The sequence below is a fragment of the Bacteroides sp. An19 genome, assembly GCF_002160215.1.
GTDB lineage: Bacteria > Bacteroidota > Bacteroidia > Bacteroidales > Bacteroidaceae > Phocaeicola > Phocaeicola intestinalis.
Window position 1 is genome coordinate 62,305 of the sequence record NZ_NFKD01000008.1, and the last position, 25,764, is coordinate 88,068.

The following is a 25,764-nucleotide window of genomic DNA, read 5'->3' on the forward strand; positions in this document are numbered from 1 at the left end:
ATGAACATACTTTTCTTAATGAAAGTCTTTGAAGTTGGCGGTCAAGAGGTCGTAACGTCAACTTTAGCACAAAGTTTTGTTTCTCACGGTCATTCTGTCACCATTGTTAGCTTTAAACAACCGAATCCGTTGATGCTGGAACGGTTGGACAAACGGATTGAGGTTTTTACATTAGACGAACTCTGTTATTCGAAAGAAAATATAGAAAAGTTCCGTTCCGTCTTGATAAATAAGCAAATAAATATTGTTATCAACCAATGGGGACTTCCGTATATTCCAGCCAAAGTTTTAAATGAAGCAAAAAAAGGACTGGCTATCAAAACAATTGCCGTTTATCATAATTCACCGGATAGCAACGCAAGAATAAAAGAGGTGGAGATAGCTTTGTTGCAAACAAGGAATCATCTGAAACGCTGGATGCTGCAATGCAAGAAGTTTGCATTCAAGCAAATCACCAGCCAAAGTATGCGCTATGTCTACAATCATAGCGACCTATACATGGTATTGTCTCCCAGCTTCATTGATAAATTTAAAGATTTCACAGGCATCAAGCATCCCAATCATTTGATTGTGCAAACCAATCCGGTAACGGTAGATGCATCAGATTATATTTTTTCGTCCGAAAAGAAATGGAAAGAGATTATCTATATGGGTCGTATCGATTACAATCAGAAACGGGTTTACCGGGTGATTGATACTTGGTCGGTATTGGAAAAGCAATTTCCGGATTGGCAACTGACCGTTGTAGGTGACGGACCGGAACGTAAGAAGTTAGAGCAACAAGTAAAGGATTTAGGATTACAGCATGTTAGTTTTGAAGGCTTTCAAAGTTCGATTCCCTATTACGAAAGAACGTCTATTTTGATTCTGACATCTGAATATGAAGGTTTTCCTCTGGTGTTGGCAGAATGTATGTCGTTTGGTGTAGTACCTGTCGTTTATGGAAGCTACTCCGCCGTGTACGACATTATCAAACACAAGGAAAACGGAATGATTGTACAGCCACAGAACGGTAAGTTTGAGGTAAATGAAATGGCTAAGCGATTAGCTTTTGTCATGGAGAATGAATCCAAACGGAACGAAATGGCACAGAATGCCATACTGACCAGCAAACGTGATTACTCATTGGAAAGTATTTATCGGTCGTGGGAGAAGGTGTTTGATAAACTGATGCAATGATTTTTTCCTAATAAATTAACCTTTCTCAGAAAAATCTGTCCTTTTGTAAAAATTCAACATGGTATCTATATAATTTACAGCTAAAACGTTGGCTATATGATTTTTTATTGCGACCTTTGCAAAATAAGAGAAGAAAGTATGGATAAGGATTTTATAACTATCAATCAAGTTAAAACGAAGCAGGATGTAAAAAAATTCTTGCAGCAGTTTGTCGATAAGAAGCGGGCATGCACGGATTGTGTCTGCGAGGGACGTCCTGTGTCTGAATTAGCTTCTCGTGGAATTAAAGTTGCCAAATTGAGCGAAGTGTTGAGTTGAATTTCCTAATATGTTATATTCATTGAACCATATCAATTCCATGTCTCCTTACTTGGTCAGTGAATATGAAGAAGGCACAGCTTACTTTGTAACCGATAAAGGCGCGGAATATTTGGTAAACTTTATTGAAGAGACAAATATTGGCATAAAACATGCTTACCAATTAGTTTTATCGAATAAGAATAGAAGCAAAATATTAGGAACTGATCCTAAAATAGCAGAAACTATCGCTGCGATTGTTACATCATTTTTTTATAATAAACGGCATGTGTTGTTTTATGTTTGCGATACAACCGACAAACATGAAGCAGCCAGACACCGTAAGTTTAAATCTTGGTTTCAAAAGTATGCTGATACAGAATCCTTAGAATTGCTTACTGAGAGAATTGAAGTTGAAGAAACTACATTTTTTATCTCGTTCATCTATAACAAGAAGCATGAAGAAGCCGCTGCATTGCAATCTTCTTTTTATTCTTATTTTCAAGAGCTTCGGTCTAAATTGGAATAATCTTTTTTTGTCCGTCATAAAATTTGCAAGTTGAATGTGAACGAAATGGCGCAATAAGTCTTATGAACCGTACAGATTTGACCAATCGTTTGAAAGTAGTAATCAAGAAAGTCGTCCCAGATGCGGACGCCATTCTTTATGGTTCGGAAGCACGTGGGGAAGCAAAGAAAAACAGCGACATTGATGTACTGATTTTGGTGGATAAGGATTATTTATCCCCACAAGAGTTACATGATGTTGACGTGTTAATTGAAACGCATTGATTACATCAGATTTAAATGCGGATATGTCCAAGATTGATTTATAATCTTGCTATCGCAAATTCCCTAAAACACAAATTCTACATTTTACTAAATATGTTATAAAGGAGCACACTGGTGTGTTCCCTCGAATCTTTATGCCGTAAAAATCAAGATTTTATATCTATGAATACAACCAGAATTTTGAACGTTGACATTCTTTCACTTACTCAAAAAGATTTATTGTCCAGCCTGCAAAAAGGCGTATTGATAACCCCTAACGTAGACCATTTGGTGAAACTTCAAAGAGATAAGGAGTTTTATGAGGTATATCAACAAGCGGAATGGGTGGTATGCGACAGCAAGATACTCTATCTGTTGTCTAAACTGTTGAAACATCCATTACCGGAAGCCATACCGGGTTCAAGCTTTTTTACGGCTTTCTATTTACATCACAAAGATAACCCGAATTGTAAAATCTTTCTATTGGGTGCAAAAGAGGGAGTCGCACAAAAAGCAATGGAAGAGATAAACCAACGCGTGGGCAGGCAGATTGTCGTAGGTGCACATTCGCCTTCGTTCGGATTTGAGAAGAATGAAGATGAATGTAAAGAACTTATTGACATCGTGAATAAAAGCGGGGCCAATGTACTGTTGGTGGGCGTTGGAGCTCCGAAACAAGAAAAATGGATAATGAAGTATCGTGACCGAATGCCTGGTGTAGATGTATTCATGGCTCTTGGGGCAACTATCGATTTTGAGGCAGGTACACTGAAACGTGCTCCTGTATTCTGGCAAAAAATCGGCATGGAGTGGCTCTACCGATGCATGAAAGAGCCGAAACGGTTATTCAAACGTTACTTCGTAGACGATATGCAGTTCTTCTATTATTTTACCAAACAATTATTGGGCATATACAAAAACCCATTTGGCAAATAAGAATCTTTTATTTACGAAATAGTTTACAAACCAAAGCTATCGGTATCAGCAAGACAGCAAAAAGGTAAGCGCATATCAATCGGAATATAATAGCAAGTCTATTCAAGGCTTCCATCATTCTATGTGGGCAAAGATAAGCTCTTTATTTCACTAAGAGGCATAAGACTTTGTGACCGTAGAGACCGTTTTTCTTAAAGCTTTGCTATTTCTTCCGCACTAAGTCCGGTAGCTTTTGCTATGATATCTGCAGGGACACCTAAGCGCTTAAAGTTTTGTGCATCCTCCAATTTGCCTTCTTTCTTGCCTTCTTCCCTTCCTTCCTGCATTCCTTTTTCTCTTCCTTCCCGCATCGCGTTCTCCACTCGGTCCTGCATGTCCTCCTCGTAAATACGGTTGACGTAGTAGCGATCTACTGCCTTATCATAAGCCACACGGTTCGCTTCCGACAGGTTCGCTACGGCAGCCAGCCGTTCCAGATGCTTGAACACCTGTTCCTTCAGCGCATCCGGCATTCTGTTCCATTCGTTCATATTCTTCAGTGCATAGATTAGTTTGTCATACAATGTCTCGCATTCCTCCAACTGCTTGGTGAAGTAAGGGAACTGCAAGTATATCTGCCGGAAATGCGGGTTCACCGTCCGCCCGTTCTCACGGTCTGCCACTACCGTGTCCGTACGGAATTTCGGCTCTAACTTCCCTTCCTTGAAGTTCATCAGGAATATTCCGTACACGGTTGAGAGTTTGTAGCGGTCACCGTAGCGGAGTGGTGCTTCACTTACCGTGTCCGACACACTGTCTTTTCCTCCAGCCGGCAATTCCACTTCATCCGTTATGGGACGTTCTATCAACCGGCTGATGGCACGGCACACGTAATACAGCGTACGGTCCAGGAAATTGCTGTGCCACCGGTTCTGCATCTCCACGATGATGTATTCCCCACTCGAAGTCAGGCAATACAGGTCGAAGATGATTCCCCTGTCGTTTACGTTGTCCGAATTGTCTTCCTTATCGATGAACGTCAGGTCTTCAATGTGATGCTCCCCCGCAAGCAGCTCGTTCAGCAAGGTAATGAGCAGTTCCTTGCTGGCAGGTTGCCCGAAGATGATCTTGAAGCCGATATCCGTAAACGGGTTTACAAAATGCGCCATGTATCTTTCTTTTCTCTTCATGCCTCAAAGATAGGAATATTAGCGAACATTCACAAATTTGTATACGGTGAAGTTGCTAAAGTTTTCACTTCTACTGTGCATGGCAGAGTCCCACCGTCAAGTTAGGAGTGCAACTCCGTCTAAGAACCGTACATGAGAGTTTCCCCTCATCCGGTACGGTTCAAGCATTTCTTTCGATATAGTTTTTATCCCTCTATCTCACTCAACTCCAGCCAACGCATACTCTTTTCATCGAGTTCATCGTTGAGGACGGGAAGACGTTTGGACTTCTCGGTCAACTCGTCCACACCCAGCGTTCCACTGCACAAAGCAGCCTCGATGTTTTTCTTTTCTTCTTCCAAAGCAGCAATCTCCTGTTCCAACTGTTCGAACTCTTTCCGCTCCTTGAAAGTCATACGGCGTTTACCTTCGGGACGTTCGCGCTGTGGCTTGTTCTCTTTTTTAGGCTTTGGAGCATTCTCTTTTTCGAACACTTCTTTTGCAGCCTTCCAACTACGATAATCTGTATAGTTTCCCGGGAAATCGCGGATATCACCTTGACCATTGAACACCAGCAAGTGATCGACTACCTTATCCATAAAATACCGGTCGTGACTCACAACAATGACACACCCCTTGAAACTCTGCAAGTATTCTTCCAGCACCTGAAGCGTAACAATATCCAAATCGTTCGTCGGCTCGTCGAGCACCAGGAAATTGGGGTTCTTCATCAAGACCATGCACAAATACAGCCTGCGCCGTTCTCCCCCACTCAACTTATATACGTAACTGTGCTGCTTTTCGGGCGGGAAAAGAAAATGCTGCAAGAACTGCGAAGCCGTAAGCCGCTTGCCATTCCCAAGCTCAATGACTTCCGCTACCGATGTAATGACATCGATTACTTTCATCTGCTCGTCAAACTTCAACCCTTCCTGCGAATAATAGCCGAAACGAACCGTCTCACCGATATCGAGCGTTCCACTGTCGGGCTTTTCCAGTCCCATCAGTATTTTAATGAAGGTGGACTTTCCTGTACCGTTGTTCCCGATGATACCCATCTTCTCGTAACGGGAAAAAATGTATGAAAAGTCTTCCAATATTGTAATATCCCCATAACGTTTACACAAATGGTCTGCCTCGAAAATCTTCGAACCGATATAGGAGGCTTTCACATCCAGCTTCACACTCGAATCATAAGTACGCTGCTTAGCCACTTTTTCCAGCTCATAAAAAGCCTCCTCACGATAGCGTGCCTTGTGTCCACGTGCCTGCGGCATCCGGCGCATCCACTCCAGTTCTGTGCGATATAAGTTATTGGCACGCGCTATTTCGGCATTGGCAGCATCGACACGCTGCTGTCGTTTCTCTAAGTAATAGCTGTAATTTCCTTTATAAGAATACAGCTGCTGACCATCTATCTCCATAATTTCAGCACACACACGGTCAAGAAAATAGCGGTCGTGCGTAACCATCAGCAAACTGAGTTTGGAACGGTTCAAGTATCCTTCCAACCATTCTATCATATCCAGGTCAAGATGGTTGGTAGGCTCATCCAAAATAAGCAAATCAGGCTCGGTAATCAGTACATTCGCCAATGCTACCCGTTTCAGTTGCCCGCCGGAGAGGTTCCCTACCAACTGGCTGAAGTCACGGATTTTCAGTTGCGAGAGTATCTGTTTCACTTTCCGCTCATAATCCCATGCTTTTTCATGCTCCATCCGTTCTAAAAGCACATCAAGCCCAGGATTGCCCGGAGCAGCCATGCAAGCCTCATACTCCTTGATAAGTTCTACTACGGCATTTCCACGATGAAAACAAGCCTCCAGCACAGTCAGTCCGGAAGGATAGACCGGACTTTGTTCGAGGTATCCCACACGTAAATCGCGCCGGTAAGTAACTTGCCCTTCGTCGTACCCTTCTTTCCCTGCCAGTATATTCAACAAAGTGGTTTTACCGCTTCCATTCTTGGCTATCAGTCCGACGCGTTGCCCTTGCGCGATACCAAAGGAAATCTGACGGAATAACACCAAGTCACCGAATGACTTGGTCAAATTCTCTACTTGTAAATAAGCAACCATATCTTTATATTGAAAGTACCTTTTCGACCTCGCCGCGCACACGTAAGTATTCATCTTTTAAGCGGCAGACTTCTCCATTCTTTACCTTATCCCATACAAGTCTGGTGGGACAGACCATTACATTGGTATCTGAAAAACGCAAGGCAGGATATTCCTGTTTCCCGTCGATAACCGTTACCCAGTCCATGCCGTCCATTTCATTTACCAGAATGGTACCAAAAACTATACCAAAACTCTCCCACACCTGACGCTGGCCAGGTTTGAAATGACCGCTATCCATCACTTTCTGAATATTGCTGATATCTGCCTCAGTACCAGTAAAGTCTTTCGCCAACTGCTTTTTGATGGCAGAAACAGCCCAGTCGTATGCTTCATTAATGGTATTGATTTCGAGCACTCTTACCGGAATAACCGCTTTCCAAGGCTTTTCATCTGCTTTCCGTACCTTAAGCGAAGCTATGATTTCCTCACCTACCCTGATGCTTTCCCCTTTTGCTACCGTAAACGAACATTCTATAGATACGGCATCCAACCCTGTTATCCAGAAATGTGATGTGTACCAGGTTCCGTTCTCTTGGAAACTTTCGGACAGATACACACATTTCCAGCGTCCGACCTGCACCAACTTTGCTCCCCGTGTATGTGACAGTTCGTCTTCCATGCAAGCTTTTGCATAATCACGTCTTTCACCCCGATAGGCAGATATGCGGAAATTGCCTGTCCACTTGTCGGGATTATAAAACAAGAAACTTTCTTCTGTATCTTCAAATTCGCGCCAATCGGACGGGTATTCCAGTAAAAACCATGCCCCCGGCGAGATATATGTTCTTTTATTCTTTTCCATGTATTCCTTTGTTATTATTTTCCTATTGGTTGAATCTGGGCACGGATAGCCTTGTCTATTTCCAGAAACATGTAATTAACCTTGCCCGAATGTATCAAGGCTTCATTCTCCTTATAAATACGAGTAGCATATTCCTTCGATTTCTCGAATACAAAACGTGACATACTTTCTTGTGACTTGCCTGCCACGGTAGAATCGAGTTTCTCTTCCGGGAAAAAATCGTCTAAGTTGACATCTCCTATCATCGAAGTTTCCAGAAAATGGATATTCTGATGCATACGGTCTGTATAGTAACCCACAAACATGTGTTTGGGGGTACGCACCAGAATGGGATTGATGTTGATAGCCTTCAGCAAGGAAGCAAAAAGCACGCTTCCATCTACACAGTTGATTTGTGCCGAAGCCATCGCATCATCGAATGTACGTACACGCTGCGAAAACACAACGTTCGACGAAAGACTGGTATTGCTGATGGAACTGTACTTGAATCCTCTTTTCTGCAATACGTACCACAGGGCATACACCTGTTTGTCGACCACATCGCTGTTCTTGCTCTGATAACCCCAGAAACGATTGACGATACGCGTGTTCAACGCTTCGCGCAATATCACATCTATATTTGGATTGTCTTCGTTCACATAGGCTGCAAAAAACTTTCCGGTATCATGAAACTTCATCTTGCTGTCCATATACCCCAGCAGGCATTCATTAATACTGCGTACGGAAAACGTACGGACATTGCTACCCAGCTCGTGATTGTTCAGCCGGACCGAAACAGACACGGTAACCGGAAGTGGCTGCGTGTGCTCGCGCAACGTTTCATATTTCCATATAATATCCGGAAAGACCAAATATTCCTTGCGTGCTTCGGGCAGCACAAACTCGGATACCGAACGGGAAAAAAACGGAGTTTCTTCCACCTCGATGTGTAACTTGCTGTTCGGATGCATATTCTTGATACGAATACCGATGCACGACTTCGGATTGCCTATATAACCGGTATCAGAAGGAAGAACAAGTTCGGCATCCGTTGTGGCAGTGGAAAGTATCGTCACCGGAAAGATGTTTCCGCCCAACTCGTCCGTAATCTCGAAATCCGAACGGAAAGGTTCGTAACGGTAAATATACCCTAATGAGGCCAACACGATAACTCCTGCCAGCAAAAATGTGGCAAGTTTCCATTTGTTTTCCACGTGAGACAACAGATTCCGATAGTTCATAATCAGATACAAAAAAGATTCGCCTCACAGGCTGCAAAGACATAGACCTGCCTGCACCTGTGCTGCGAACCAATCAGTTTATCGCACCGCAATGCATTCGATTTCTACCAATGCACCTTTAGGCAATGCCTTCACTGCTACGGCCGAACGTGCCGGAAAATCTCCCTCAAAATACTTGGCATACACACCGTTCATCTCGGCAAACAATGCCATATCCGACAAAAACACCGTAGTCTTCACTATATTTGCCGTGGTCAGGCCTGCCTCTGCCAGAATGTTCTTAATATTTTCGAACGATTGGGTAGTTTGCTCTGCCACGCCACCAGGAGCAAACTCTCCTGTAGACGGGTCAACCGGTAACTGTCCGGACACAAAAACCATTCCGTTCGCTTCGATTGCCTGACTGTAAGGACCAATGGCAGCAGGAGCCTTTTCTGTAAAAATCACTTTCTTCATTGTTACAATTGTTTTTTTAATTATTACTAAACAACAAGCGAAGAAATAGCCGGAGCTTATCCACCTCGCTTGAAAATTCAGTGCTAAATTAGCACTTTTCCGCCAATCAAAGGAAATATTCAAAAAAAAATTAACGAAAACCTATAGGATATTGAAAAAAATACCTACTTTTGTAGTGTCAATACGTGAGACAAACGAAAACAGTTTGCAAACTCACTTCAAACAAAGAATCAAAAACTAATCATTAAATCCGTAATTATTGATAAGTGTCCAATCTTTAACGACGCACATCCACAACAGATGGTCGCATCGTAATAATGCACGCTTACAAAATTACACAATTACAATTCATTACACCTATACTTATGTATAACATTATTCAATTAAACGACAAAGATTTGTCCGAATTGCAACAGATTGCCAAAGAGTTGGGACTGAAAAAAACCAGTACCTTACCCAAAGAAGAACTGGTGTATCGCATTTTAGACGAACAAGCTATTGTAGGAGCTACCCAAAAGGCTTCTGCTACAAAGACCAATGAGGAACGGAAAGAAGGACAACCCCGCAAACGTTCACGAATCAGTGTAAAAAAAGAAGGAGACAAAGTATATACAGCCACTAAAGACAAGGCACAAAAGCTAGAAGCAAACACTCCCCCACTCCCGGCACCGGCTCCTTTATTCAAAGTAGATAATCTGGTAGAGACAGAAACTGTTGCGACAGAACAGGAAAGCAGTCCGGCACCTGCACCGGAAGAAAAGCCCAAAGCCAAACGGGGAAGAAAACCTGGAAGTAAAAACAAAACGACTTTGGCAAAAGAACAAGCCCAAAAGAACGAAAATACACTTTTTCAAACTCCAGCCGAACAAATTCCGGCAACCGAAAACGAACCAGAACTTCCGGAACTGGATATGGCAAATGTAGATGATTTTATTCCTATCGAAGACCTTCCATCTGATAAAGTAGAATTACCTACCGAATTGCTCGGTAAGTTTGAAGCTACCAAAATGGAACAACCGGTCATCACTGAGAAAGATAACAAACCGACAAACAACCGTTTCCAACAACGCCAACAACGCCATAACAACAATAACCGGCAAGCTAACGGACGCACCAATAACCCGACTGCCAACCAGACGACACAGGCTACAACAGAAAACCTGCCTGCTACAATTGCTGCCGAAACAGCACCAATTAAACCTGTAGAAAAGCCTTATGAATTTGATGATATCCTGCAAGGCTCAGGCGTATTGGAAATCATGCCCGACGGATATGGTTTCCTCCGTTCTTCGGATTACAACTATCTCTCTTCACCCGATGACATTTACGTATCTCAATCACAAATAAAACTTTTCGGACTAAAGACGGGTGACGTGGTAGATGGAACCATTCGCCCACCCAAAGAAGGAGAAAAATATTTCCCCTTGGTCAAAGTCTCGAAAATCAATGGACTGCCCCCAGAACTGGTACGTGACCGTGTACCGTTCGACCACCTGACTCCTCTGTTTCCTGATGAAAAATTCAAACTTTGCACAAGTAACAACGACAACCTGTCGGTACGCATTGTAGACTTGTTTACCCCTATTGGAAAAGGACAGCGTGCACTGATTGTGGCACAACCTAAAACCGGTAAAACAATCCTGATGAAAGACATTGCCAATGCCATCGCAGCCAACCATCCGGAAGTATACATGATTATGCTGCTGATAGACGAGCGCCCGGAAGAGGTAACCGATATGTCGCGCAGCGTCAATGCCGAGGTCATCGCTTCTACATTTGACGAACCTGCAGAACGTCACGTGAAGATAGCAGGTATCGTTTTAGAAAAAGCAAAGCGTATGGTAGAATGCGGACACGACGTTGTTATCTTCCTCGATTCTATCACCCGTCTGGCACGTGCTTATAATACAGTTTCTCCGGCATCGGGAAAAGTATTATCGGGAGGTGTAGACGCCAATGCACTGCACAAGCCGAAACGTTTTTTCGGAGCTGCCCGCAACATCGAAGGAGGAGGTTCGCTTACCATCATCGCTACGGCTCTGATTGATACAGGTTCGAAAATGGACGAAGTAATTTTTGAAGAATTCAAAGGTACAGGTAATATGGAGCTTCAGCTTGACCGTAACCTGAGCAACAAACGCATCTTCCCTGCAGTCAACCTGACAGCATCAAGTACGCGTCGTGACGACTTGCTTCTTGACAAAACGACTTTGGATCGTATGTGGATTCTGCGCAAATTCCTTGCAGACATGAACCCGATCGAAGCAATGAATTCAGTAAAAGAGCACTTGGAAAAAACCAAAGACAACGATGAATTCCTAATGAGTATGAATTCATAATTTTGAGCTTATATGAATGTCCGCCATCAGCCAATCCGACGGGGTTAAAAACGCAGTAGTACTGCATTTGCCGATGAAGATATATTCGTAGGCGGATGCAGTATATATTCAACCGCGAATGCAGTATATATTCAACTGCGGATGCAGTATATATTCATTTTTCAGGGGTATGTATTGATTGTTGGCGGACATCCATAAAAAATACAGAGACACAAATATATAGGTTATTTCCCTTATATTTGTGTCTCTGCTTGTAAAACAGTATCAGCTTACAGGAGATACATCACGTCCAATCAATCGTCTATATCAATCACCTGAAACTTGTTGTTAAACGTGATTTCCCAACGGTTGGACAATTTCACATCATACTCTTTTCCGTCACGTTCGATTTCCAGAATTTTCGCTTCAGGATAATTGGCCGAAACATACGAACGGATTTCAGCAGGAATAGCCTGTACTGGCACCGCAGACATTTTACATTTGATTTCGGTCCATTCACCAGACTTGTCAAACTCCAGTTTCTCACCGTTTGTAAAAATCACATCGTATGTCTTATAAAATAATCCAGACTCCATCTTGGCCAAAGCCACCTTATGATTTTTGAAATACGTAGTAATGAAAGTCTGAGCCTTCGTTGGCAACTGCCCTATCTGAATGGGTTTGTCATTGTCTGCCAATGCCACTGCCTGGATACCTAACACACATACCAATAATAAAATCCACTTCTTCATATCAAATTTGCTTTTAATGGTTAATACATTTATCATTTGTTTTCATTGCAAAGATGAAGAAGGAATCTGAAAAGATTTTGAAATCTCGAAACAATGCATTTCTTTTTCATAAAAATATCGGATAGCCAGATGATTGGTCTTGCAGATGCTGTCGACCAAAGCCAGCCCCAAGCCTGTAGACCCTTCTTTTTTGGTCCCTTGATAAAAACGTTCGAAAATACGGATACCGTCCAAAGGCTCGTTTCCCGTATTGCAGATACAGAAAACATTTCTGTCGATAATAATCCGGATAAGTCCGCCATCAACATTATGCACAAAAGCATTTTTCAATAAATTAGTCACCAAGACCGAAGCCAAAGAGTCATTGATTTCCACACAGAAAGAAGCCGTAACCTGCATCTCTACGTGTATATTCCGATAAGCATAAACTTCCTGATAGTCGGAGAGGTAATGTTTCAGGACTTCATCCAGACAAACGGCATGTTTATCCATGTATTGCCCGTTTTCTATCTTGCACAGAAGCAATAATGAACGGTTCATGCGGGTAAGGTTTTCCAAAGTACGATGTGTCTTTGCCAGTTCCTCCAATTGACGTTCGGACAATCCATCGTCTTCCATCAGCATTTCAATGCGGTTACGACAAATGGCAAGCGGTGTCTGCATCTCATGTGAGGCGTTCCCGATAAACTGTTTTTGCTGTTCGAAAAGCGTTTCATTACGCCCGGCAAAATCTGTTACCGCTTCGTTCAGCCGGCCGAACTCGGTAATAGTTGTCCGATTGTCTAAAGGCTCGTTCGGATGCCCCAAACGATAACGGTCCAACCAACCCAGCAAACGATACAAAGGTTTCATGTTCCGGTAATAGACCCACATCGTTATCAACAGAATGACCAGCAACAATAACACGTACAAGAATATAATCCATCCTGTTATAGCACGTTGAAGATCCATCTTTTCAATCGTAGGCGTATAGACCACCAGTTCCATATACCGATCGTTCGATGCCCGGAAAATAGTAATGAGCACACGGGCAGGTTCTTCTTCTTTCTTCTCTGTAATATATACCATTTCATCACGATAAGTTATTTGCGGATAAGAAAGCGCATACTCTTTACTCACTTCGTATAAGTAATACTGGTTATTCGAGCCGTTATTGGCGGCAGGCATCTCTTCACCCTGCAAGGCACGGATGATTAACTGCTCGGAATAATCTTCGAGTGAATCATCGACTTCATCGTTTACCTCTTCCATCACCGCCATATAAAACAGACCTGCCCATACAGACAATACAACAATCAATGCCAGTGACAAACGCCATAAGACAAGATGGGATAACTTCATTCTACTACAAATTTATAGCCAAAACCGTAAACAGACTTCAATTCGGGAGTAGCCCCTGCATCTTTCAAACGTTTCCTGAGATTCTTGATTTGCGCATAAATGAAATCAAAATTGTCAACCTGGTCAATATGATCCCCCCATACCGACTCGGCAAGCGTATTCTTATTGACCAACCTACCGGGACGTGACATGAAATAATATAAAATGTCATATTCCTTACGATTCAGCTCTACCTGCCTGCCTGCTATCTGTACGCGGAACAAATCGGGGAACAATTCGATATTCCCTACCTGAAGCTTATGCTCCCCTTCACGCTGGCTGCGCCGGAACAGACTTTTCAATCTAGCATGCAGTTCGGCCAAATGGAAAGGCTTGGGCAAATAATCATCAGCCCCCAGATCAAGTCCCGCCACTTTATCTTCCAGCGAATCCTTAGCCGAAAGAATAATCACATTGGTACGCTTACCCAAATCATGAAGTTCTTTCAACAAATTCAGACCATTTCCATCGGGCAACATAATATCCAACAGGATACAATCGTAATCATAATCCTCTACTTTCTGCAAGGCAGTACGATAATCAGGAGCCTGTGACACTACATACCGCTCTTTTTCCAACGAACGGGTAGTTATCTCCCGCAAATCGCGGTCATCTTCTACTATCAATATTTTCATATACCTTATTTTATATATAGTTCAACGGTTATGCCAGAAACTCGGAACAAACATCAACAAGATAGCATACAGTTCCAAACGGCCCAACAACATCAGAAAAGAAAGCACCCACTTGGCACCGTCAGGAAGTCCGCTCCATGAAAATGCCGGTCCATAATTCCCCAAAGCCACACCAGCATTCCCCATACTGGAAAACACCGTTCCAAAAGCGTCTGTCAATCCTACCCCCATCATCATCAAAAGAACCCAACCTACAAAACCGCATATCAAGAATAATAACGTAAAAGTCGTTACCGCTGAAATAGTCAACGGGTCGACTGTCTGGCGATTTATTTTTACCGGAAATACAGCACGCGGATGAATAAGACGTGCCAATTCGTTCTTCGCATTACGCAAAAGGATGAGCAAGCGCATCACTTTAATGCCGCCACTGGTAGAACCGGTACAACCGCCTACGATTGTAGCATACATGATAAGCATCCATGTGAATGGAGGCCAAAAATTGTAATCATCTGTGGTAAAACCGGTAGAACTATGCACCGTAACAACTTGGAAAAGCGCCTTTCGGAAAGCTTTCTCCACATCATAATGATTATTGATGATAAGCGCAACGGTGATGAATAAAGTCACCGTAAATACAGAAATCAGAAAGCCCTTCACTTCATCGTCTTTCAGCAGATGGCGGAACTTCCCTTTCAAGCACATGAAATACAATGAAAAGTTTAGCGAGGAAAGCATCATAAAGATAGCGATGACATACTCGATGAAAGGCGAATTCCAATAAGCCACACTCGACTGCTTGGTGGAAAAACCACCCGTGGCCGTCGTAGAGAACGAATGGCAAATGGCATCAAACCATCCCATGCCTCCCCAAACCAACAGCAAGGTTTCCGAAACGGTCAATATCAGGTACACCGTCCACAACCATTTCGCCATGATGCTCACTTTAGGATGAATCTTGTCGTGCGTCACTCCCGTAGCCTCGGCAGAGAAAAGCACCTGATTCCCCACACCGAATATCGGCAACACGGCTATGGTGAAGAACACAATTCCCAAACCGCCTATCCAGTGCGAGAAACAACGCCAGAACAGGATGCCATGCGAAAGCGACTCGATATTGTCAAGAATCGTGGCTCCAGTCGTCGTAAATCCGGAAACAATCTCGAAGAAAGCATCAGGAATCGAGGGTATTGCCCCACTGATATAAAAAGGAAGCATCCCGAAAGCTGAAAATAATATCCATGTGAAGGCAACGATGCAATAGCCGTCACGACGCGTCAGCCTGTTTTCGGCATTGCGTCCCAAGAAAACCAACACTCCTCCCGCTCCTACCGTTATCAGCGTAGAATAAACGAAATAAATGTAATCGGATTCGTGATAGAAAAGCGCAACGGCAGCACCCACCATCAGCATCACACCTTCGATAAACAACAGAAGCCCTAAAATGCGGCAAATCATCTTCTGGTTTATCAGACTGTTCTTCCGACCATTCCCTACATATGCATTTCTTGAAAATGAATCTTCCATCTTTACTTGTTTTTGTTAAGACCATGCAAAACTAATGAAAAGATTCAATATTGAATGCAGATTTCAGGTATAAATATACTTTCCCTCAAAAAGAAAGCACAATCTCCGCACTTGTTTTTACTATTCAGGCAGCCACTTACCCAGCGAACAAAAACGTACAGATTCCTCCCTGCCACCTTGCACAACTGTCTGCATGGATACACGGTCAAGAAACAAGATGCCGCATCTTCCGGTCACAATATCGCTTGCATTGCACACAGATATCGTATCCCAACATTGCTCCTAAAATGAAGTCTTCTTCCGGTGTCAACCTGTTCAACGGCCGGTTGACCAACAGACGGATGGCCTCGATACATTCGTCACAACCGAAAAACAAATTGATACGCTCGTCATCGACCGGTAACACGATGAATTTGATATGCTGGTTCTCCAGACGCTTGACCGCAAAAGACTCGTATTTCTTGTTGGTCGTATACAGCACCATACGGCGTACTCCTTTCTTGAATTCATAAATGTGATTCAAAAACACTTTGATGTCAGCAGGGTTCAATTCCATAATCAGTGAATGATTGTAGTTGATGATTGAGGAAAACGGAAATAAATAATTAAGGAGAGTAAGAAGCTGTTTTGAATTTCTACAGAAGTTTTTTTCTCATCTTGATGTATTCGTTTTTCAAAACAATTTCTAAGCTGATAAGCAATAATCCGAAGAATGACAAATGAACATGAATAACCTTGTATGGCAATTGTCAACCGCCGGTTCTTCAACTATCACCCATCAGCCGATAAACAAAGAACTATGCCAAATCAGACTTTAGCATATCAGTCCAGACCGTAATGCGTTCGTCTGTCTTGTCACTTTCGTTCACATCATCAATGGCAAGTCCTACGAATTTACCGTCAATTACCGAAATCGAAGAAGCATAGGTATAATCGCTGTCGGACACGGCACCCACAAAACGGCACCCACTGTCTTTCAAGTCTTCGTAAAGCACTCCCATGCCGTCGCAGAAAGTATCACCATACGATTCGGAATCACCGCACCCAAACAATGCGATGGTTTTCCCTTTCAAGTCCATACCTTTCAGCACCCTGATGCCATCATACCAGTCGTCCTGCAATTCACCATCACCCCATGTAGATGTACCTAAAATCAAAGCTTCGTAAGCATTCACCATATCAGCACTCATCTTGCTCACATCGTGTACATCAGCTGATGCAATACCTAACTTCTCTGCTATCCGACCGGCTATCGCTTCCGTGGTACCGGTCGTAGAACCATAAAATACTCCTGTTTTTTTCATTTCTATTTGTGTTTGTGATTTGATGATACAAAGTAAAGACAAAACACCAAAATAAGAAATACCTAAAAATAGTGATTTTCAAACCGACCGGGGACCAATGATTTTATTCCCCGACAAGCCCACAAATTGACAAGAAAAAACTATCTTTGCCGATAGAACAAACATTGCATATGAAACTAACCAATCTATCTCACATAGTAAGCATCGGACTGCTGGTACTCACCACTTCGTGCAGCAGTCACAGGTTTACCACCGCATCAGGCCTGCAGCCTAAAGCTTTCCTGCAAAAAGTAGAAGGACAAAAAACGAGCTTATACAAGATAACCAACTCGAAAGGCATAGAAGCATGCATCACCAATTACGGCGCACGCGTAGTGTCACTCATGGTACCCGATAAAAACGGAAAACTGGAAGACATAGTATGCGGCTTTTCCAATATCGAAGATTACATCAGCCAGTCGCAAAACTACGGAGCCACTGTGGGCAGATATATCGGCCGCATCCTAAACGCACAATATACATTGGAGGGGAAAACCTACCACCTCCAAGCCAACCACTCCCTGGGACATACCGCCCATGGAGGAAATCCCAACTTCGGAGCGCGGATGTGGAAAGCCACACACGTATCTCCTTCATCCGTTACGTTACATTATCTCTCACCCGACGGTGAAAACGGATTTCCAGGCAATCTGCATATTTCAGTTACCTATACCCTGACCGAAGACAACGCATTGGACATCCGTTACGAGGCAACGACCGACAAGACCACCGTACTCAACCTATGCAATCACTCCTTCTTTAATATATCGGGCAACCTGAACCAAAGTGTAGAAAACCAAACCATGTGGGTAGATGCCGACTATTTCAGCGCATACGACCGGAACAAATGTGTCACAGGAGAATTATGGCCTGTTGCTTCTACCCCACTTGATTTCAGAATCCCCCACAAACTTGCCGACCATATTAACGACGACTACGGACAACTGAATGTAGTGAACGGATACGACCATGCCTGGGCTTTGAACCATCCGGGAAATGACACACATGTAGCAGCCTGGATTTACGACGAGAAGAGCGGACGGAAAATGGAAATCTATACCACCGAACCAGCCATCCATATCTATACCGGAAACGGACTGAAAGGAAAAGTAAAAGGGAAAAACAACATTTATTATCCTTTCCGTGGTGCTGTCTGTTTCGAAACGTGTCATTTCCAAGACAGCCCCAACAATCCTCAGTTCCCCTCAACGACGTTGCATCCGGACGAGACCTTTACAAGCCATACAGTTTACAAGTTCGTAAATGTCCGTTGACAAAAAACAACGATTGGAACAATATTCCCGAAAAATCAATATTGTACAATTGGCTTTTTATGACAAACTTTGCAACCCATACATAAAAGAGACACATTTTATGCGCAAAATTACCGGAAAAAAGTTTTACACAAGCCTCTTTATGAGTTGCATATCCCTTTTCTCTGCCTGTTGGCTGAGTGGATGCGAAATGATAGAATATCATCCATACGATCTGGACATTGATGGTGAAACAGGCATCAATGCCAAAAACATCGAACGCATTGAAAGTGCATTACAAGGAAAAGATTCGTTCTCTTTCGTATTCATCAGCGACACGCAACGTTGGTACGATGAAACAGAAGATGCCGTAGCTGCCATCAACCGGCTGGACAGTGTAGACTTCGTGATACATACAGGCGACCTCTCCGACTTCGGATTGAAACTAGAATTTGAATTACAACGTAACATACTGAACAAACTGAACGTACCATACGTATGCCTGCTGGGCAACCACGATTGCCTTGCTACAGGACAGGACGTGTACCGGCTCATATTCGGTGACGAGAACTTCACTTTCGAGGCAGGAAACACACATTTCGTATGTCTTAACACCAATGCTTTGGAGTTCGACTATACCGAAGCAATACCTGACCTTGCCTTTATGGAAAACGACCGCAACCAACTGCCCGGAAGCTGTACCCGCACCGTTGCTGCCATGCACGCGGCACCTTATACCGAACAGTTCAACAACAATATCGCCCTCGTTTTCCAACACTACCTGAAAACCTATCCTTCGCTCCAGCTCTGTCTGGCAGGGCACACGCACAGCCTTTCTGTAGAAGAACTATTCGATGACGATGTGTTATATTATACAGCCCCTTCCATCAAAAAACGTACGCTACTCCGTTTTACTTTCACTCCTGACACTTACCAATATGAAACAATCGCTTTTTAACCTGATTGCCCTATTGCTCCTTCCATTGTTGCCCATCACCACCCTTGGAAGTCCCTCCGACTCAACCAGTTTGCCATCTCCCCGGAAATGGGACAAACGGGTTCACCAGCGTTATGAAGGCTGGGAGCGGTTACGTCCTACTCACGTAAAATACCAATACGCCGGAGGCATGGGAGTTTCAGCAGTCGGGATAGGATGGGATTATGGCAAACGCCGCCAGTGGGAAAGCGATTTTCTAGTAGGTTTCCTGCCGGGCAAATATGCCGACAAGTTCAGACTGACCTTTACCGTAAAACAAAGCTATATCCCTTGGAGCATGAGTTTCGACAAGCACTGGGCACTAGAGCCTTTCTATTGCGGACTGTATGTAACGACCATTGCCGGAGAGGAATTCTGGAAAAAAGAACCAGGACGCTATCCCAACGGCTACTACAATTTCAGTACCAAGATGCGCCCATACATTTTTATCGGACAACGGATGAACTTTAATTTGAAAAACAGCATTGTAAAACACGTTGCCATGTTTTACGAAATAAGCAGTTGCGAATTGTACATCATCAGCAAAGCAACCAACAGCAGTCTGAAAATGAAAGACATATTACGAATATCGTTTGGAGTAAAGGTCCAGTTGTTTAAAGACAATGATTGACAAAAAGAGCATCGGTCTTTCCCATTACTTCAAATTTAGCTGGAATGCCTCAGATATGTAATATTTTTGTAACACCCCTTTCGGAGAATTCGTTGTACCTTTGAGCCGTTAAATTTTAGAATCAAAAAACTGGATATTAACGGCGTATGAAGAAATGTGTTTCTTTTTTCTTAGGAGCGTGCTGTATGTGTCTTCCTGGCATACTGATGGCACAACGCATCAAGGGAAGCGATACCGTACTTCCTCTTACTCAGGAACTATCGGAAATGTACATGAATCAAAATCCCTCTGCTACAGTTACTGTCACCGGAGGTGGTAGCGGTGTAGGAATCTCGGCATTACTTGACGGAACAACCGACTTGGCAATGGCATCCCGAAAAATAAAGTTCAGCGAGAAAATGAAAATGAAACAGTCGAAGCACGAGCCCTGCGAATATATCGTGGCATACGATGCACTGGCTGTTATTGTCAATCCTCAAAATCCGGTTAAACAACTTACCCGCGAACAATTGGAAGGCATCTTCCGGGGCAAAATCACCAACTGGAAAGAAGTGGGAGGTGAAGATGCCCGCATCGTAGTCTACTCGCGCGAAACGTCTTCGGGTACATACGAATTCTTCAAAGAAAGTGTATTACACAACAAAAACTATATGAGCAGCGTGCTCTCTATGCCTGCCACAGGTGCTATCATCCAATCAGTACGCCAGACCAAAGGCGCTATCGGCTATGTAGGATTGGCTTACCTGAATCCTTATGTGAAAGCCATTGCCGTATCCTACGACCAAGGCAAACACTACGTCTATCCCTCGGTAGAAAGCGCGACGCGAAAAGAATATCCCATTGTCCGTCCGTTGTATTACTATTACGACAAGCAAAACGAAAAGAATGTCATGCCATTCCTCAATTTCACCACCTCGAAAGAAGGGCAAGCCAAAACATTGGATTTGGGCTTTATTCCTCGTTAACCACGATACGTAACAGGTATATATAAATAAGGTATATAGAAATATGAAAAGATTGATTGATAACATCGCACGGTATGTGCTTACCGTGAGCGGATTCACCACCAGTGTGGTAATCCTGCTGATTATCGGCTTCTTGTTCAAAGAAGCAGTAGGCCTCTTCAACAATCCCATCGTAGAAGACGGATACGTGCTGGCACTGAACAAGGAAAACGATGTAAAACGACTCAGCGCACAACAAATCAAAAACATTTTCGATGAGGAAATCACCAACTGGAAAGAAGTGGGAGGCAAAGACATGCCCATTACCGTGTTCCGTCTGGAAGACCTCGACAAGCATTATACAGAAGCAGAATTAGGAGCGGAATATGAATATGCCGGCGACAAGATTGCTGAACAGGTTCACCAGACTCCGGGTATTGTTGCCTACGTCCCCGATGTATTGATGAAAGGACAAAAAGACATCCATTACATCGAAAACCAAGATATTCCCGTAAAAGACGTCTTATTAGGCAACGAATGGTTCCCTACCGCAACTCCTTCCCCTATTTTCGGTATTCTTCCATTGATTAGCGGTACGCTATGGGTAAGCTTTTTCGCCATCCTCATCGCCTTGCCTTTCGGGCTTGCCATTTCCATTTATCTTGCCGAAGTGGCAAACGAAAAGACCCGAAAATTCCTGAAGCCGATTATCGAATTACTGAATGGTATTCCTTCTGTCGTTTACGGTTTCTTTGGCCTGGCGGTCATCGTACCTTTCCTCCAGCAGACATTCAACCTGCCTGTAGGTGAATCGGGGTTGGCAGGCAGCCTGGTACTTGCCATCATGGCATTGCCGACCATCATCACCGTAGGCGAAGACGCCATGCGCAGTTGTCCGCGAAGCATGCGCGAAGCCAGCCTTGCCTTGGGAGCTACACAATGGCAGACTATTTATAAAGTCGTAATCCCGTTTTCTATTTCCGGTATTACCTCTGGCATTGTATTGGGCATCGGACGCGCCATCGGCGAAACCATGGCGGTATTGATGGTAACCGGTAATGCAGCAGTCATGCCCCATAGCATTCTGGAACCATTGCGCACCATCCCGGCAACCATTGCTGCCGAATTGGGTGAAGCGCCTGCCGGAGGTGCACACTACCAGTCACTTTTCCTGCTGGGTGTCATCCTGTTTTTCATCACTTTAATTATTAACTCTTGCGTAGAAATCGTATCTTCGCGCAATAAATTCAAGAAATAACGTATGGCTGTAGAAATCGATCCGTCTTACATGAAGCACAAAAAAGGCATTCAGAAAGGAATGTTCACTTGCTTCCGCATACTGAGCTACTTCATTGCAGCAGTATTGTTCTACATATTGGGATTTATCATCGTAAAAGGCATCAGCGTCATCAATTGGGACTTCCTCACCCAGGCTCCTACCGATGGTATGACCAAAGGAGGAATCCTGCCTGCCATTGTGGGTACGTTTTACCTGATGATAGGAAGTGCCGTATTCTCGTTTCCTGTAGGTGTAATGAGCGGCATTTATATGAACGAATATGCCCCTAAAGGCAAAATGGTAAACTTCATCCGCACAATGACAAACAACCTTGCCGGCATCCCGTCTATCGTATTCGGCTTGTTCGGTATGGCTTTCTTTGTCAATTACCTCGACTTTGGCGACAGCATCATTGCCGGTTCACTTACGTTAGGCTTGCTTGCCTTGCCGATTGTCATCCGTACCACTGAGGAAGCTTTCAAAGACATCCCAAACAGTTATCGCGAAGGAAGCCTTGCTTTGGGCGCTACCAAGGCACAGACCATCTGGAAAGTATTGCTGCCTATGGCGATGCCCCGCATCATTACCGGACTGATACTTTCATTGGGACGTGTATCGGGCGAAACCGCCCCCATCCTCTTTACGTGTGCCGCCTATTTCTTGCCCAAGCTGCCCGAAAGCATATTCGACCAATGTATGGCGTTGCCGTATCACCTGTATGTCATCGCTACCAGCGGTACCGACATTGAGGCACAAACGCCTATCGCCTATGGCACAGCATTTGTTCTGATTGTCATCGTACTGATTATGAACTTGCTTGCCAACAACATCCGAAAATATTTTGAAAACAAATTAAAATCCAAATAAACCATAATCGTCATCTGTATGAATAAGATTGAAGCTAAAAACGTAGATTTCTATTACGGCGACTTTCATGCGCTGAAGAATATCAATATCACGATTCCAAACAATGAAGTGGTTGCCTTTATCGGTCCTTCCGGATGTGGTAAATCAACCTTCCTGCGCTTGTTCAACCGCATGAACGATTTGATTCCGGGAACCCGGCTGACTGGAGAAATCTGTATTGACGGACGAAACATCTACGAACCGTCGGTCAATGTAGACATCTTACGCAAAAACGTCGGTATGGTATTCCAACGTCCCAACCCGTTCCCGAAAAGTATCTTTGAAAATGTAGCTTACGGGTTACGCGTCAATGGCATCAAAGACAAGGAATTCATCACCGAACGGGTGGAAACAGCATTGAAAGGCGCAGCCTTGTGGAACGAAGTGAAAGACAAGTTGAAGGCTTCTGCCTACGATCTCTCCGGAGGACAACAGCAGCGTCTGTGCATCGCACGTGCCATGGCAGTAGAACCTTCGGTATTGCTGATGGACGAACCGGCATCTGCCCTCGACCCCATTTCTACTGCAAAGATTGAAGAACTGATTTGCGAACTGAGCTCACAGACTACTGTAGTCATCGTAACCCACAGCATGCAACAGGCTGCCCGCGTAAGTAACAAGACTGCTTTCTTCTATATGGGCGAAATGGTAGAATACGGCGAAACCAAGAAAATCTTTACCAGCCCCGATAAAGAAGCTACCCAGAATTACATTACCGGACGCTTCGGATAAATTGTCAACTATTAATTGTCAATCATTAACTATTCACTATTAATTATACAGACATGGTAAAATTTGTAGAAAACGAACTTCTCAACATCAAGACAGAAGTAAACGATATGTGGCAGTTGGTTTACCAACAACTGAACAATGCCTATAAATCTGTATTGGAAGTCAATATGGAACTTGCCGATAAAGTAATATTACGCGAAAAACGTGTCAATGCATTCGAATTGCGTATCGACAGTGACATCGAAGATTTCATCGCATTGTACAATCCCGTAGCTGTAGACTTGCGCTTTGCACTTGCCATGCTGAAAATCAATACCAACCTGGAACGCATCGGCGACTATGCCGACAGCATCGCACGCTTTGTCATCCGCACCGATTTGAAACCGGAAAACAAGGCACTGTTTGCCGAACTCCAGCTGGAAGACATGTTCGATATGGTATTGCACATGCTCAGCACCACATACGATGCTTTGCAGAAACAGGACATCGGACTTGCAAAATCCATCTTCGACAAAGACGAAACATTGGATATCTTGAACAAAAACGCCATCGATACACTGGCGGCATACGCCAACGAACATCCCGAAGATATCAAGTTGTGTCTGGAAATCGCAGGCATCTTCCGCAAACTGGAACGTGCGGGTGACCACATCAACAACCTCGCCGAAGAAACTGTATTCTACATTGATGCGGAAGTATTGAAACACCACAAATCAATGCTTAGAGATTCGGAAGAAGAAAATCTGGAAAACGACAACAAAGCAGAAAGCTAAATCCGAAAGGAAACCTCCATAAAACAAATCCCCCGGCATGCTGCGGTTCACACCAGAACCGGCAGATGCCGGGGCTTTATGCTATAAACAAAAAATGAGAAACGACCTATCAATCAGAGAAGAAAAAAGCAAGGATTTTCCCTTCATACGTAGCCTGACCGAACAGGCATTTCTAAACGTACCGGAAAGCGACCATACAGAACACTTACTGGTGGAACGCCTGCGGCAATCAGAAGCCTATATTCCGGAACTGTCTTTGGTGGCAGAAACAAACACAGGAAAAATCGTAGGACACATCCTGCTTTCAAAAGTGGGAATCGTATCAGAAAAAGGCACGACCACCGTACTTAGTGTCGCTCCCCTGTCTGTATTGCCTGAATTTCAACGGCAAGGCATCGGAGGCATGCTCCTGCGTGAAGCCCACAGACGGGCAGCCCTGCAGGGTTACAAAGCTGTCCTGTTGCTGGGGCATAAGGATTACTATCCACGATTTGGTTACCGGAAAGCTTCATCCTATGGCATAAGATTTCCTTTCAATGCCCCCGATGAATGTTGCATGGCTATCGAACTGGAACCGGACGGACTACAAGATGTACACGGATGGGTACATTATCCCAACGCTTTCTTCGAATAGTCTCATTGGTTCCTGCACATCTCTGGTCACAACAATATCACGGTCACGCTACGCGGACCGTGAGCTCCCATAACCAAAGCCTGCTCAATATCGGCAGTCTTCGAAGGTCCCGACATAAAGACCCCATAACCATATTCGCCCGTATCAATCCGCTTGTAAGCCTCGTGCATGTTGTTGACAAGATTCTTACGGTCCAGCAAAATCACCAGTGCCTCCGAAATAAAGTAAATGGCACGTTGTTCCACATCCTGCTGTAACCAGACAGCACCGTTTTCGCATACACCAATCCTGCCATCAACGATGGCAAGGTCTGTACCGTCCAGTTCTCCCGGATTTTCCACCTCATCCGGATGGAAAGTCGCACAGGTGATAAGTTGGATTTTTTCACCTGTAGGCACTTCTTTCAGAATGGACGCAATGCGTTTGGCATCCGGATACAATTGCCGGATAACTTCGTTCAAATCGTCTTCCTTTCCCAATACAACAGCTTTACCGCCCATCTGTACCATAATTTTACAAAATTGGCCAACCGGATCCGCATAAGTCAAAGCTTCCTCTTCCAGCGATGTCAAGTCCGGCCGCTCATAACGTGTCCGCGTATTGCGGCGTATGTTCTGTAATATATCTTCTCTACTGCTCATTGTTTATTTTTTTATTTAAGAAACCAGGTACCAGGTACTAGTTGACTAGGTTCTAAATAGCATTACTTTGTCAACGCCCACAAAAAGTATCTAAAACCTAGTCACCTAGTA

General features: G+C 43.9%; 27 protein-coding genes. 15 read left to right on the forward strand and 12 right to left on the reverse strand.

The window, feature by feature from the left end:
- The 5 genes from B5F25_RS05420 (at position 1) to B5F25_RS05440 (ending at position 3,183) form a co-directional block, all read left to right on the forward strand.
- Complete coding sequence (locus B5F25_RS05420; RefSeq protein ID WP_087248153.1) at positions 1–1,179, forward strand: glycosyltransferase; 1,179 nt, start codon at positions 1–3, stop codon at positions 1,177–1,179.
- 138 nt (positions 1,180–1,317) lie between these two features.
- Positions 1,318–1,497, forward strand: a complete 180-nt coding sequence (locus B5F25_RS05425) for a hypothetical protein (protein ID WP_140406865.1) — start codon at positions 1,318–1,320, stop codon at positions 1,495–1,497.
- 40 nt (positions 1,498–1,537) lie between these two features.
- The gene (locus B5F25_RS05430; RefSeq protein WP_241148362.1) at positions 1,538–2,005 is read left to right on the forward strand and encodes a DUF6169 family protein; all 468 of its coding nucleotides are present in this window, start codon (positions 1,538–1,540) and stop codon (positions 2,003–2,005) included.
- 62 nt (positions 2,006–2,067) lie between these two features.
- Positions 2,068–2,268 (forward strand): nucleotidyltransferase domain-containing protein, encoded by a 201-nt coding sequence (locus B5F25_RS05435; protein ID WP_087248159.1) that lies wholly within the window; start codon positions 2,068–2,070, stop codon positions 2,266–2,268.
- A 162-nt stretch (positions 2,269–2,430) separates the two neighbouring features.
- A complete protein-coding gene (locus B5F25_RS05440; RefSeq protein ID WP_087248161.1) occupies positions 2,431–3,183 on the forward strand; it encodes a WecB/TagA/CpsF family glycosyltransferase in 753 nt (250 codons plus the stop codon).
- A 191-nt stretch (positions 3,184–3,374) separates the two neighbouring features.
- On the opposite strand, the gene B5F25_RS05445 is transcribed toward B5F25_RS05440, so the two are convergent.
- From B5F25_RS05445 to B5F25_RS05465, 5 genes are all read right to left on the reverse strand, one after another.
- A complete protein-coding gene (locus B5F25_RS05445; protein ID WP_087248163.1) occupies positions 3,375–4,331 on the reverse strand; it encodes a PD-(D/E)XK nuclease family transposase in 957 nt (318 codons plus the stop codon).
- A 206-nt stretch (positions 4,332–4,537) separates the two neighbouring features.
- Positions 4,538–6,409, reverse strand: coding sequence for an ABC-F family ATP-binding cassette domain-containing protein (locus tag B5F25_RS05450; protein ID WP_087209721.1), 1,872 nt, complete (start codon positions 6,407–6,409; stop codon positions 4,538–4,540).
- 4 nt (positions 6,410–6,413) lie between these two features.
- Positions 6,414–7,253 carry a DUF3805 domain-containing protein gene (locus tag B5F25_RS05455; protein WP_022040268.1) on the reverse strand — a complete coding sequence of 280 codons (840 nt, stop codon included), beginning with the start codon at positions 7,251–7,253 and terminating at the stop codon, positions 6,414–6,416.
- A 14-nt stretch (positions 7,254–7,267) separates the two neighbouring features.
- Positions 7,268–8,473 carry a hypothetical protein gene (locus B5F25_RS05460; RefSeq protein WP_022040269.1) on the reverse strand — a complete coding sequence of 402 codons (1,206 nt, stop codon included), beginning with the start codon at positions 8,471–8,473 and terminating at the stop codon, positions 7,268–7,270.
- 78 nt (positions 8,474–8,551) lie between these two features.
- Positions 8,552–8,929 carry a RidA family protein gene (locus B5F25_RS05465; protein WP_022040270.1) on the reverse strand — a complete coding sequence of 126 codons (378 nt, stop codon included), beginning with the start codon at positions 8,927–8,929 and terminating at the stop codon, positions 8,552–8,554.
- A gap of 365 nt (positions 8,930–9,294) precedes the next feature.
- Between B5F25_RS05465 and rho the strand changes: the two genes are divergently transcribed.
- A complete protein-coding gene (rho, locus tag B5F25_RS05470) occupies positions 9,295–11,268 on the forward strand; it encodes a transcription termination factor Rho (protein WP_087209727.1) in 1,974 nt (657 codons plus the stop codon).
- Between the two features lie 293 nt (positions 11,269–11,561).
- On the opposite strand, the gene B5F25_RS05475 is transcribed toward rho, so the two are convergent.
- The 6 genes from B5F25_RS05475 to fldA all read right to left on the reverse strand — a co-directional run bounded on the left by B5F25_RS05475 (position 11,562) and on the right by fldA (position 16,845).
- On the reverse strand, positions 11,562–11,999 hold the full coding sequence (locus B5F25_RS05475; protein ID WP_022040272.1) for a PepSY-like domain-containing protein: 438 nt from the start codon (positions 11,997–11,999) through the stop codon (positions 11,562–11,564).
- Positions 12,000–12,041: 42 nt separating this feature from the next.
- Entirely contained in the window at positions 12,042–13,340 is a 1,299-nt protein-coding gene (locus B5F25_RS05480; RefSeq protein WP_087248165.1) for a HAMP domain-containing sensor histidine kinase, read from the reverse strand.
- Positions 13,337–14,014, reverse strand: coding sequence for a response regulator transcription factor (locus tag B5F25_RS05485; RefSeq protein ID WP_022040274.1), 678 nt, complete (start codon positions 14,012–14,014; stop codon positions 13,337–13,339). Before B5F25_RS05485 ends, B5F25_RS05480 begins: the two co-directional genes overlap by 4 nt.
- A 21-nt stretch (positions 14,015–14,035) precedes the next feature.
- The gene (locus B5F25_RS05490) at positions 14,036–15,541 is read right to left on the reverse strand and encodes a TrkH family potassium uptake protein (protein ID WP_022040275.1); all 1,506 of its coding nucleotides are present in this window, start codon (positions 15,539–15,541) and stop codon (positions 14,036–14,038) included.
- 205 nt (positions 15,542–15,746) lie between these two features.
- On the reverse strand, positions 15,747–16,097 hold the full coding sequence (locus tag B5F25_RS05495) for a DUF2023 family protein (protein ID WP_022040276.1): 351 nt from the start codon (positions 16,095–16,097) through the stop codon (positions 15,747–15,749).
- 241 nt (positions 16,098–16,338) lie between these two features.
- Positions 16,339–16,845, reverse strand: a complete 507-nt coding sequence (gene fldA, locus B5F25_RS05500) for a flavodoxin FldA (protein WP_022040277.1) — start codon at positions 16,843–16,845, stop codon at positions 16,339–16,341.
- A 170-nt stretch (positions 16,846–17,015) separates the two neighbouring features.
- Here fldA and B5F25_RS05505 point away from each other — a divergent pair, with 170 nt between their 5' ends.
- The 9 genes from B5F25_RS05505 to B5F25_RS05545 all read left to right on the forward strand — a co-directional run bounded on the left by B5F25_RS05505 (position 17,016) and on the right by B5F25_RS05545 (position 25,012).
- Entirely contained in the window at positions 17,016–18,158 is a 1,143-nt protein-coding gene (locus B5F25_RS05505; RefSeq protein WP_022040278.1) for an aldose epimerase family protein, read from the forward strand.
- A gap of 142 nt (positions 18,159–18,300) precedes the next feature.
- On the forward strand, positions 18,301–19,095 hold the full coding sequence (locus tag B5F25_RS05510; RefSeq protein ID WP_225226437.1) for a metallophosphoesterase: 795 nt from the start codon (positions 18,301–18,303) through the stop codon (positions 19,093–19,095).
- The gene (locus B5F25_RS05515) at positions 19,076–19,744 is read left to right on the forward strand and encodes a hypothetical protein (RefSeq protein ID WP_022040280.1); all 669 of its coding nucleotides are present in this window, start codon (positions 19,076–19,078) and stop codon (positions 19,742–19,744) included. Before B5F25_RS05510 ends, B5F25_RS05515 begins: the two co-directional genes overlap by 20 nt.
- Positions 19,745–19,929: 185 nt before the next feature.
- Positions 19,930–20,709, forward strand: coding sequence for a phosphate ABC transporter substrate-binding protein (locus tag B5F25_RS05520; protein WP_041584124.1), 780 nt, complete (start codon positions 19,930–19,932; stop codon positions 20,707–20,709).
- Between the two features lie 43 nt (positions 20,710–20,752).
- Positions 20,753–21,946 (forward strand): phosphate ABC transporter permease subunit PstC, encoded by a 1,194-nt coding sequence (gene pstC / locus B5F25_RS05525; RefSeq protein ID WP_013619505.1) that lies wholly within the window; start codon positions 20,753–20,755, stop codon positions 21,944–21,946.
- A gap of 30 nt (positions 21,947–21,976) precedes the next feature.
- Positions 21,977–22,834: a phosphate ABC transporter permease PstA gene (gene pstA, locus B5F25_RS05530; RefSeq protein WP_083802666.1), complete on the forward strand. Its 858-nt coding sequence runs from the start codon at positions 21,977–21,979 to the stop codon at positions 22,832–22,834.
- 18 nt (positions 22,835–22,852) lie between these two features.
- On the forward strand, positions 22,853–23,605 hold the full coding sequence (pstB, locus tag B5F25_RS05535) for a phosphate ABC transporter ATP-binding protein PstB (RefSeq protein WP_013619503.1): 753 nt from the start codon (positions 22,853–22,855) through the stop codon (positions 23,603–23,605).
- A gap of 53 nt (positions 23,606–23,658) precedes the next feature.
- Positions 23,659–24,378 (forward strand): phosphate signaling complex protein PhoU, encoded by a 720-nt coding sequence (phoU, locus tag B5F25_RS05540; protein WP_013619502.1) that lies wholly within the window; start codon positions 23,659–23,661, stop codon positions 24,376–24,378.
- A gap of 94 nt (positions 24,379–24,472) precedes the next feature.
- On the forward strand, positions 24,473–25,012 hold the full coding sequence (locus B5F25_RS05545) for an N-acetyltransferase (protein WP_087248204.1): 540 nt from the start codon (positions 24,473–24,475) through the stop codon (positions 25,010–25,012).
- A 26-nt stretch (positions 25,013–25,038) separates the two neighbouring features.
- Here the strand turns inward: B5F25_RS05545 and B5F25_RS05550 are convergent, their stop codons facing one another.
- Positions 25,039–25,653, reverse strand: a complete 615-nt coding sequence (locus tag B5F25_RS05550) for an LUD domain-containing protein (RefSeq protein ID WP_013619501.1) — start codon at positions 25,651–25,653, stop codon at positions 25,039–25,041.
- Positions 25,654–25,764: the final 111 nt, after the last annotated feature.

Coding starts and splice junctions, on each gene's coding strand:
- B5F25_RS05420 (WP_087248153.1), top strand. CDS start 1: ATGAACATACTTTTCTTAATGAAAGTCTTTGAAGTTGGCGGTCAAGAG.
- B5F25_RS05425 (WP_140406865.1), top strand. CDS start 1,318: ATGGATAAGGATTTTATAACTATCAATCAAGTTAAAACGAAGCAGGAT.
- B5F25_RS05430 (WP_241148362.1), top strand. CDS start 1,538: ATGTCTCCTTACTTGGTCAGTGAATATGAAGAAGGCACAGCTTACTTT.
- B5F25_RS05435 (WP_087248159.1), top strand. CDS start 2,068: ATGAACCGTACAGATTTGACCAATCGTTTGAAAGTAGTAATCAAGAAA.
- B5F25_RS05440 (WP_087248161.1), top strand. CDS start 2,431: ATGAATACAACCAGAATTTTGAACGTTGACATTCTTTCACTTACTCAA.
- B5F25_RS05445 (WP_087248163.1), bottom strand. CDS start 4,331: ATGGCGCATTTTGTAAACCCGTTTACGGATATCGGCTTCAAGATCATC.
- B5F25_RS05450 (WP_087209721.1), bottom strand. CDS start 6,409: ATGGTTGCTTATTTACAAGTAGAGAATTTGACCAAGTCATTCGGTGAC.
- B5F25_RS05455 (WP_022040268.1), bottom strand. CDS start 7,253: ATGGAAAAGAATAAAAGAACATATATCTCGCCGGGGGCATGGTTTTTA.
- B5F25_RS05460 (WP_022040269.1), bottom strand. CDS start 8,473: ATGAACTATCGGAATCTGTTGTCTCACGTGGAAAACAAATGGAAACTT.
- B5F25_RS05465 (WP_022040270.1), bottom strand. CDS start 8,929: ATGAAGAAAGTGATTTTTACAGAAAAGGCTCCTGCTGCCATTGGTCCT.
- rho (WP_087209727.1), top strand. CDS start 9,295: ATGTATAACATTATTCAATTAAACGACAAAGATTTGTCCGAATTGCAA.
- B5F25_RS05475 (WP_022040272.1), bottom strand. CDS start 11,999: ATGAAGAAGTGGATTTTATTATTGGTATGTGTGTTAGGTATCCAGGCA.
- B5F25_RS05480 (WP_087248165.1), bottom strand. CDS start 13,340: ATGAAGTTATCCCATCTTGTCTTATGGCGTTTGTCACTGGCATTGATT.
- B5F25_RS05485 (WP_022040274.1), bottom strand. CDS start 14,014: ATGAAAATATTGATAGTAGAAGATGACCGCGATTTGCGGGAGATAACT.
- B5F25_RS05490 (WP_022040275.1), bottom strand. CDS start 15,541: ATGGAAGATTCATTTTCAAGAAATGCATATGTAGGGAATGGTCGGAAG.
- B5F25_RS05495 (WP_022040276.1), bottom strand. CDS start 16,097: ATGGAATTGAACCCTGCTGACATCAAAGTGTTTTTGAATCACATTTAT.
- fldA (WP_022040277.1), bottom strand. CDS start 16,845: ATGAAAAAAACAGGAGTATTTTATGGTTCTACGACCGGTACCACGGAA.
- B5F25_RS05505 (WP_022040278.1), top strand. CDS start 17,016: ATGAAACTAACCAATCTATCTCACATAGTAAGCATCGGACTGCTGGTA.
- B5F25_RS05510 (WP_225226437.1), top strand. CDS start 18,301: ATGAGTTGCATATCCCTTTTCTCTGCCTGTTGGCTGAGTGGATGCGAA.
- B5F25_RS05515 (WP_022040280.1), top strand. CDS start 19,076: ATGAAACAATCGCTTTTTAACCTGATTGCCCTATTGCTCCTTCCATTG.
- B5F25_RS05520 (WP_041584124.1), top strand. CDS start 19,930: ATGTGTCTTCCTGGCATACTGATGGCACAACGCATCAAGGGAAGCGAT.
- pstC (WP_013619505.1), top strand. CDS start 20,753: ATGAAAAGATTGATTGATAACATCGCACGGTATGTGCTTACCGTGAGC.
- pstA (WP_083802666.1), top strand. CDS start 21,977: ATGAAGCACAAAAAAGGCATTCAGAAAGGAATGTTCACTTGCTTCCGC.
- pstB (WP_013619503.1), top strand. CDS start 22,853: ATGAATAAGATTGAAGCTAAAAACGTAGATTTCTATTACGGCGACTTT.
- phoU (WP_013619502.1), top strand. CDS start 23,659: ATGGTAAAATTTGTAGAAAACGAACTTCTCAACATCAAGACAGAAGTA.
- B5F25_RS05545 (WP_087248204.1), top strand. CDS start 24,473: ATGAGAAACGACCTATCAATCAGAGAAGAAAAAAGCAAGGATTTTCCC.
- B5F25_RS05550 (WP_013619501.1), bottom strand. CDS start 25,653: ATGAGCAGTAGAGAAGATATATTACAGAACATACGCCGCAATACGCGG.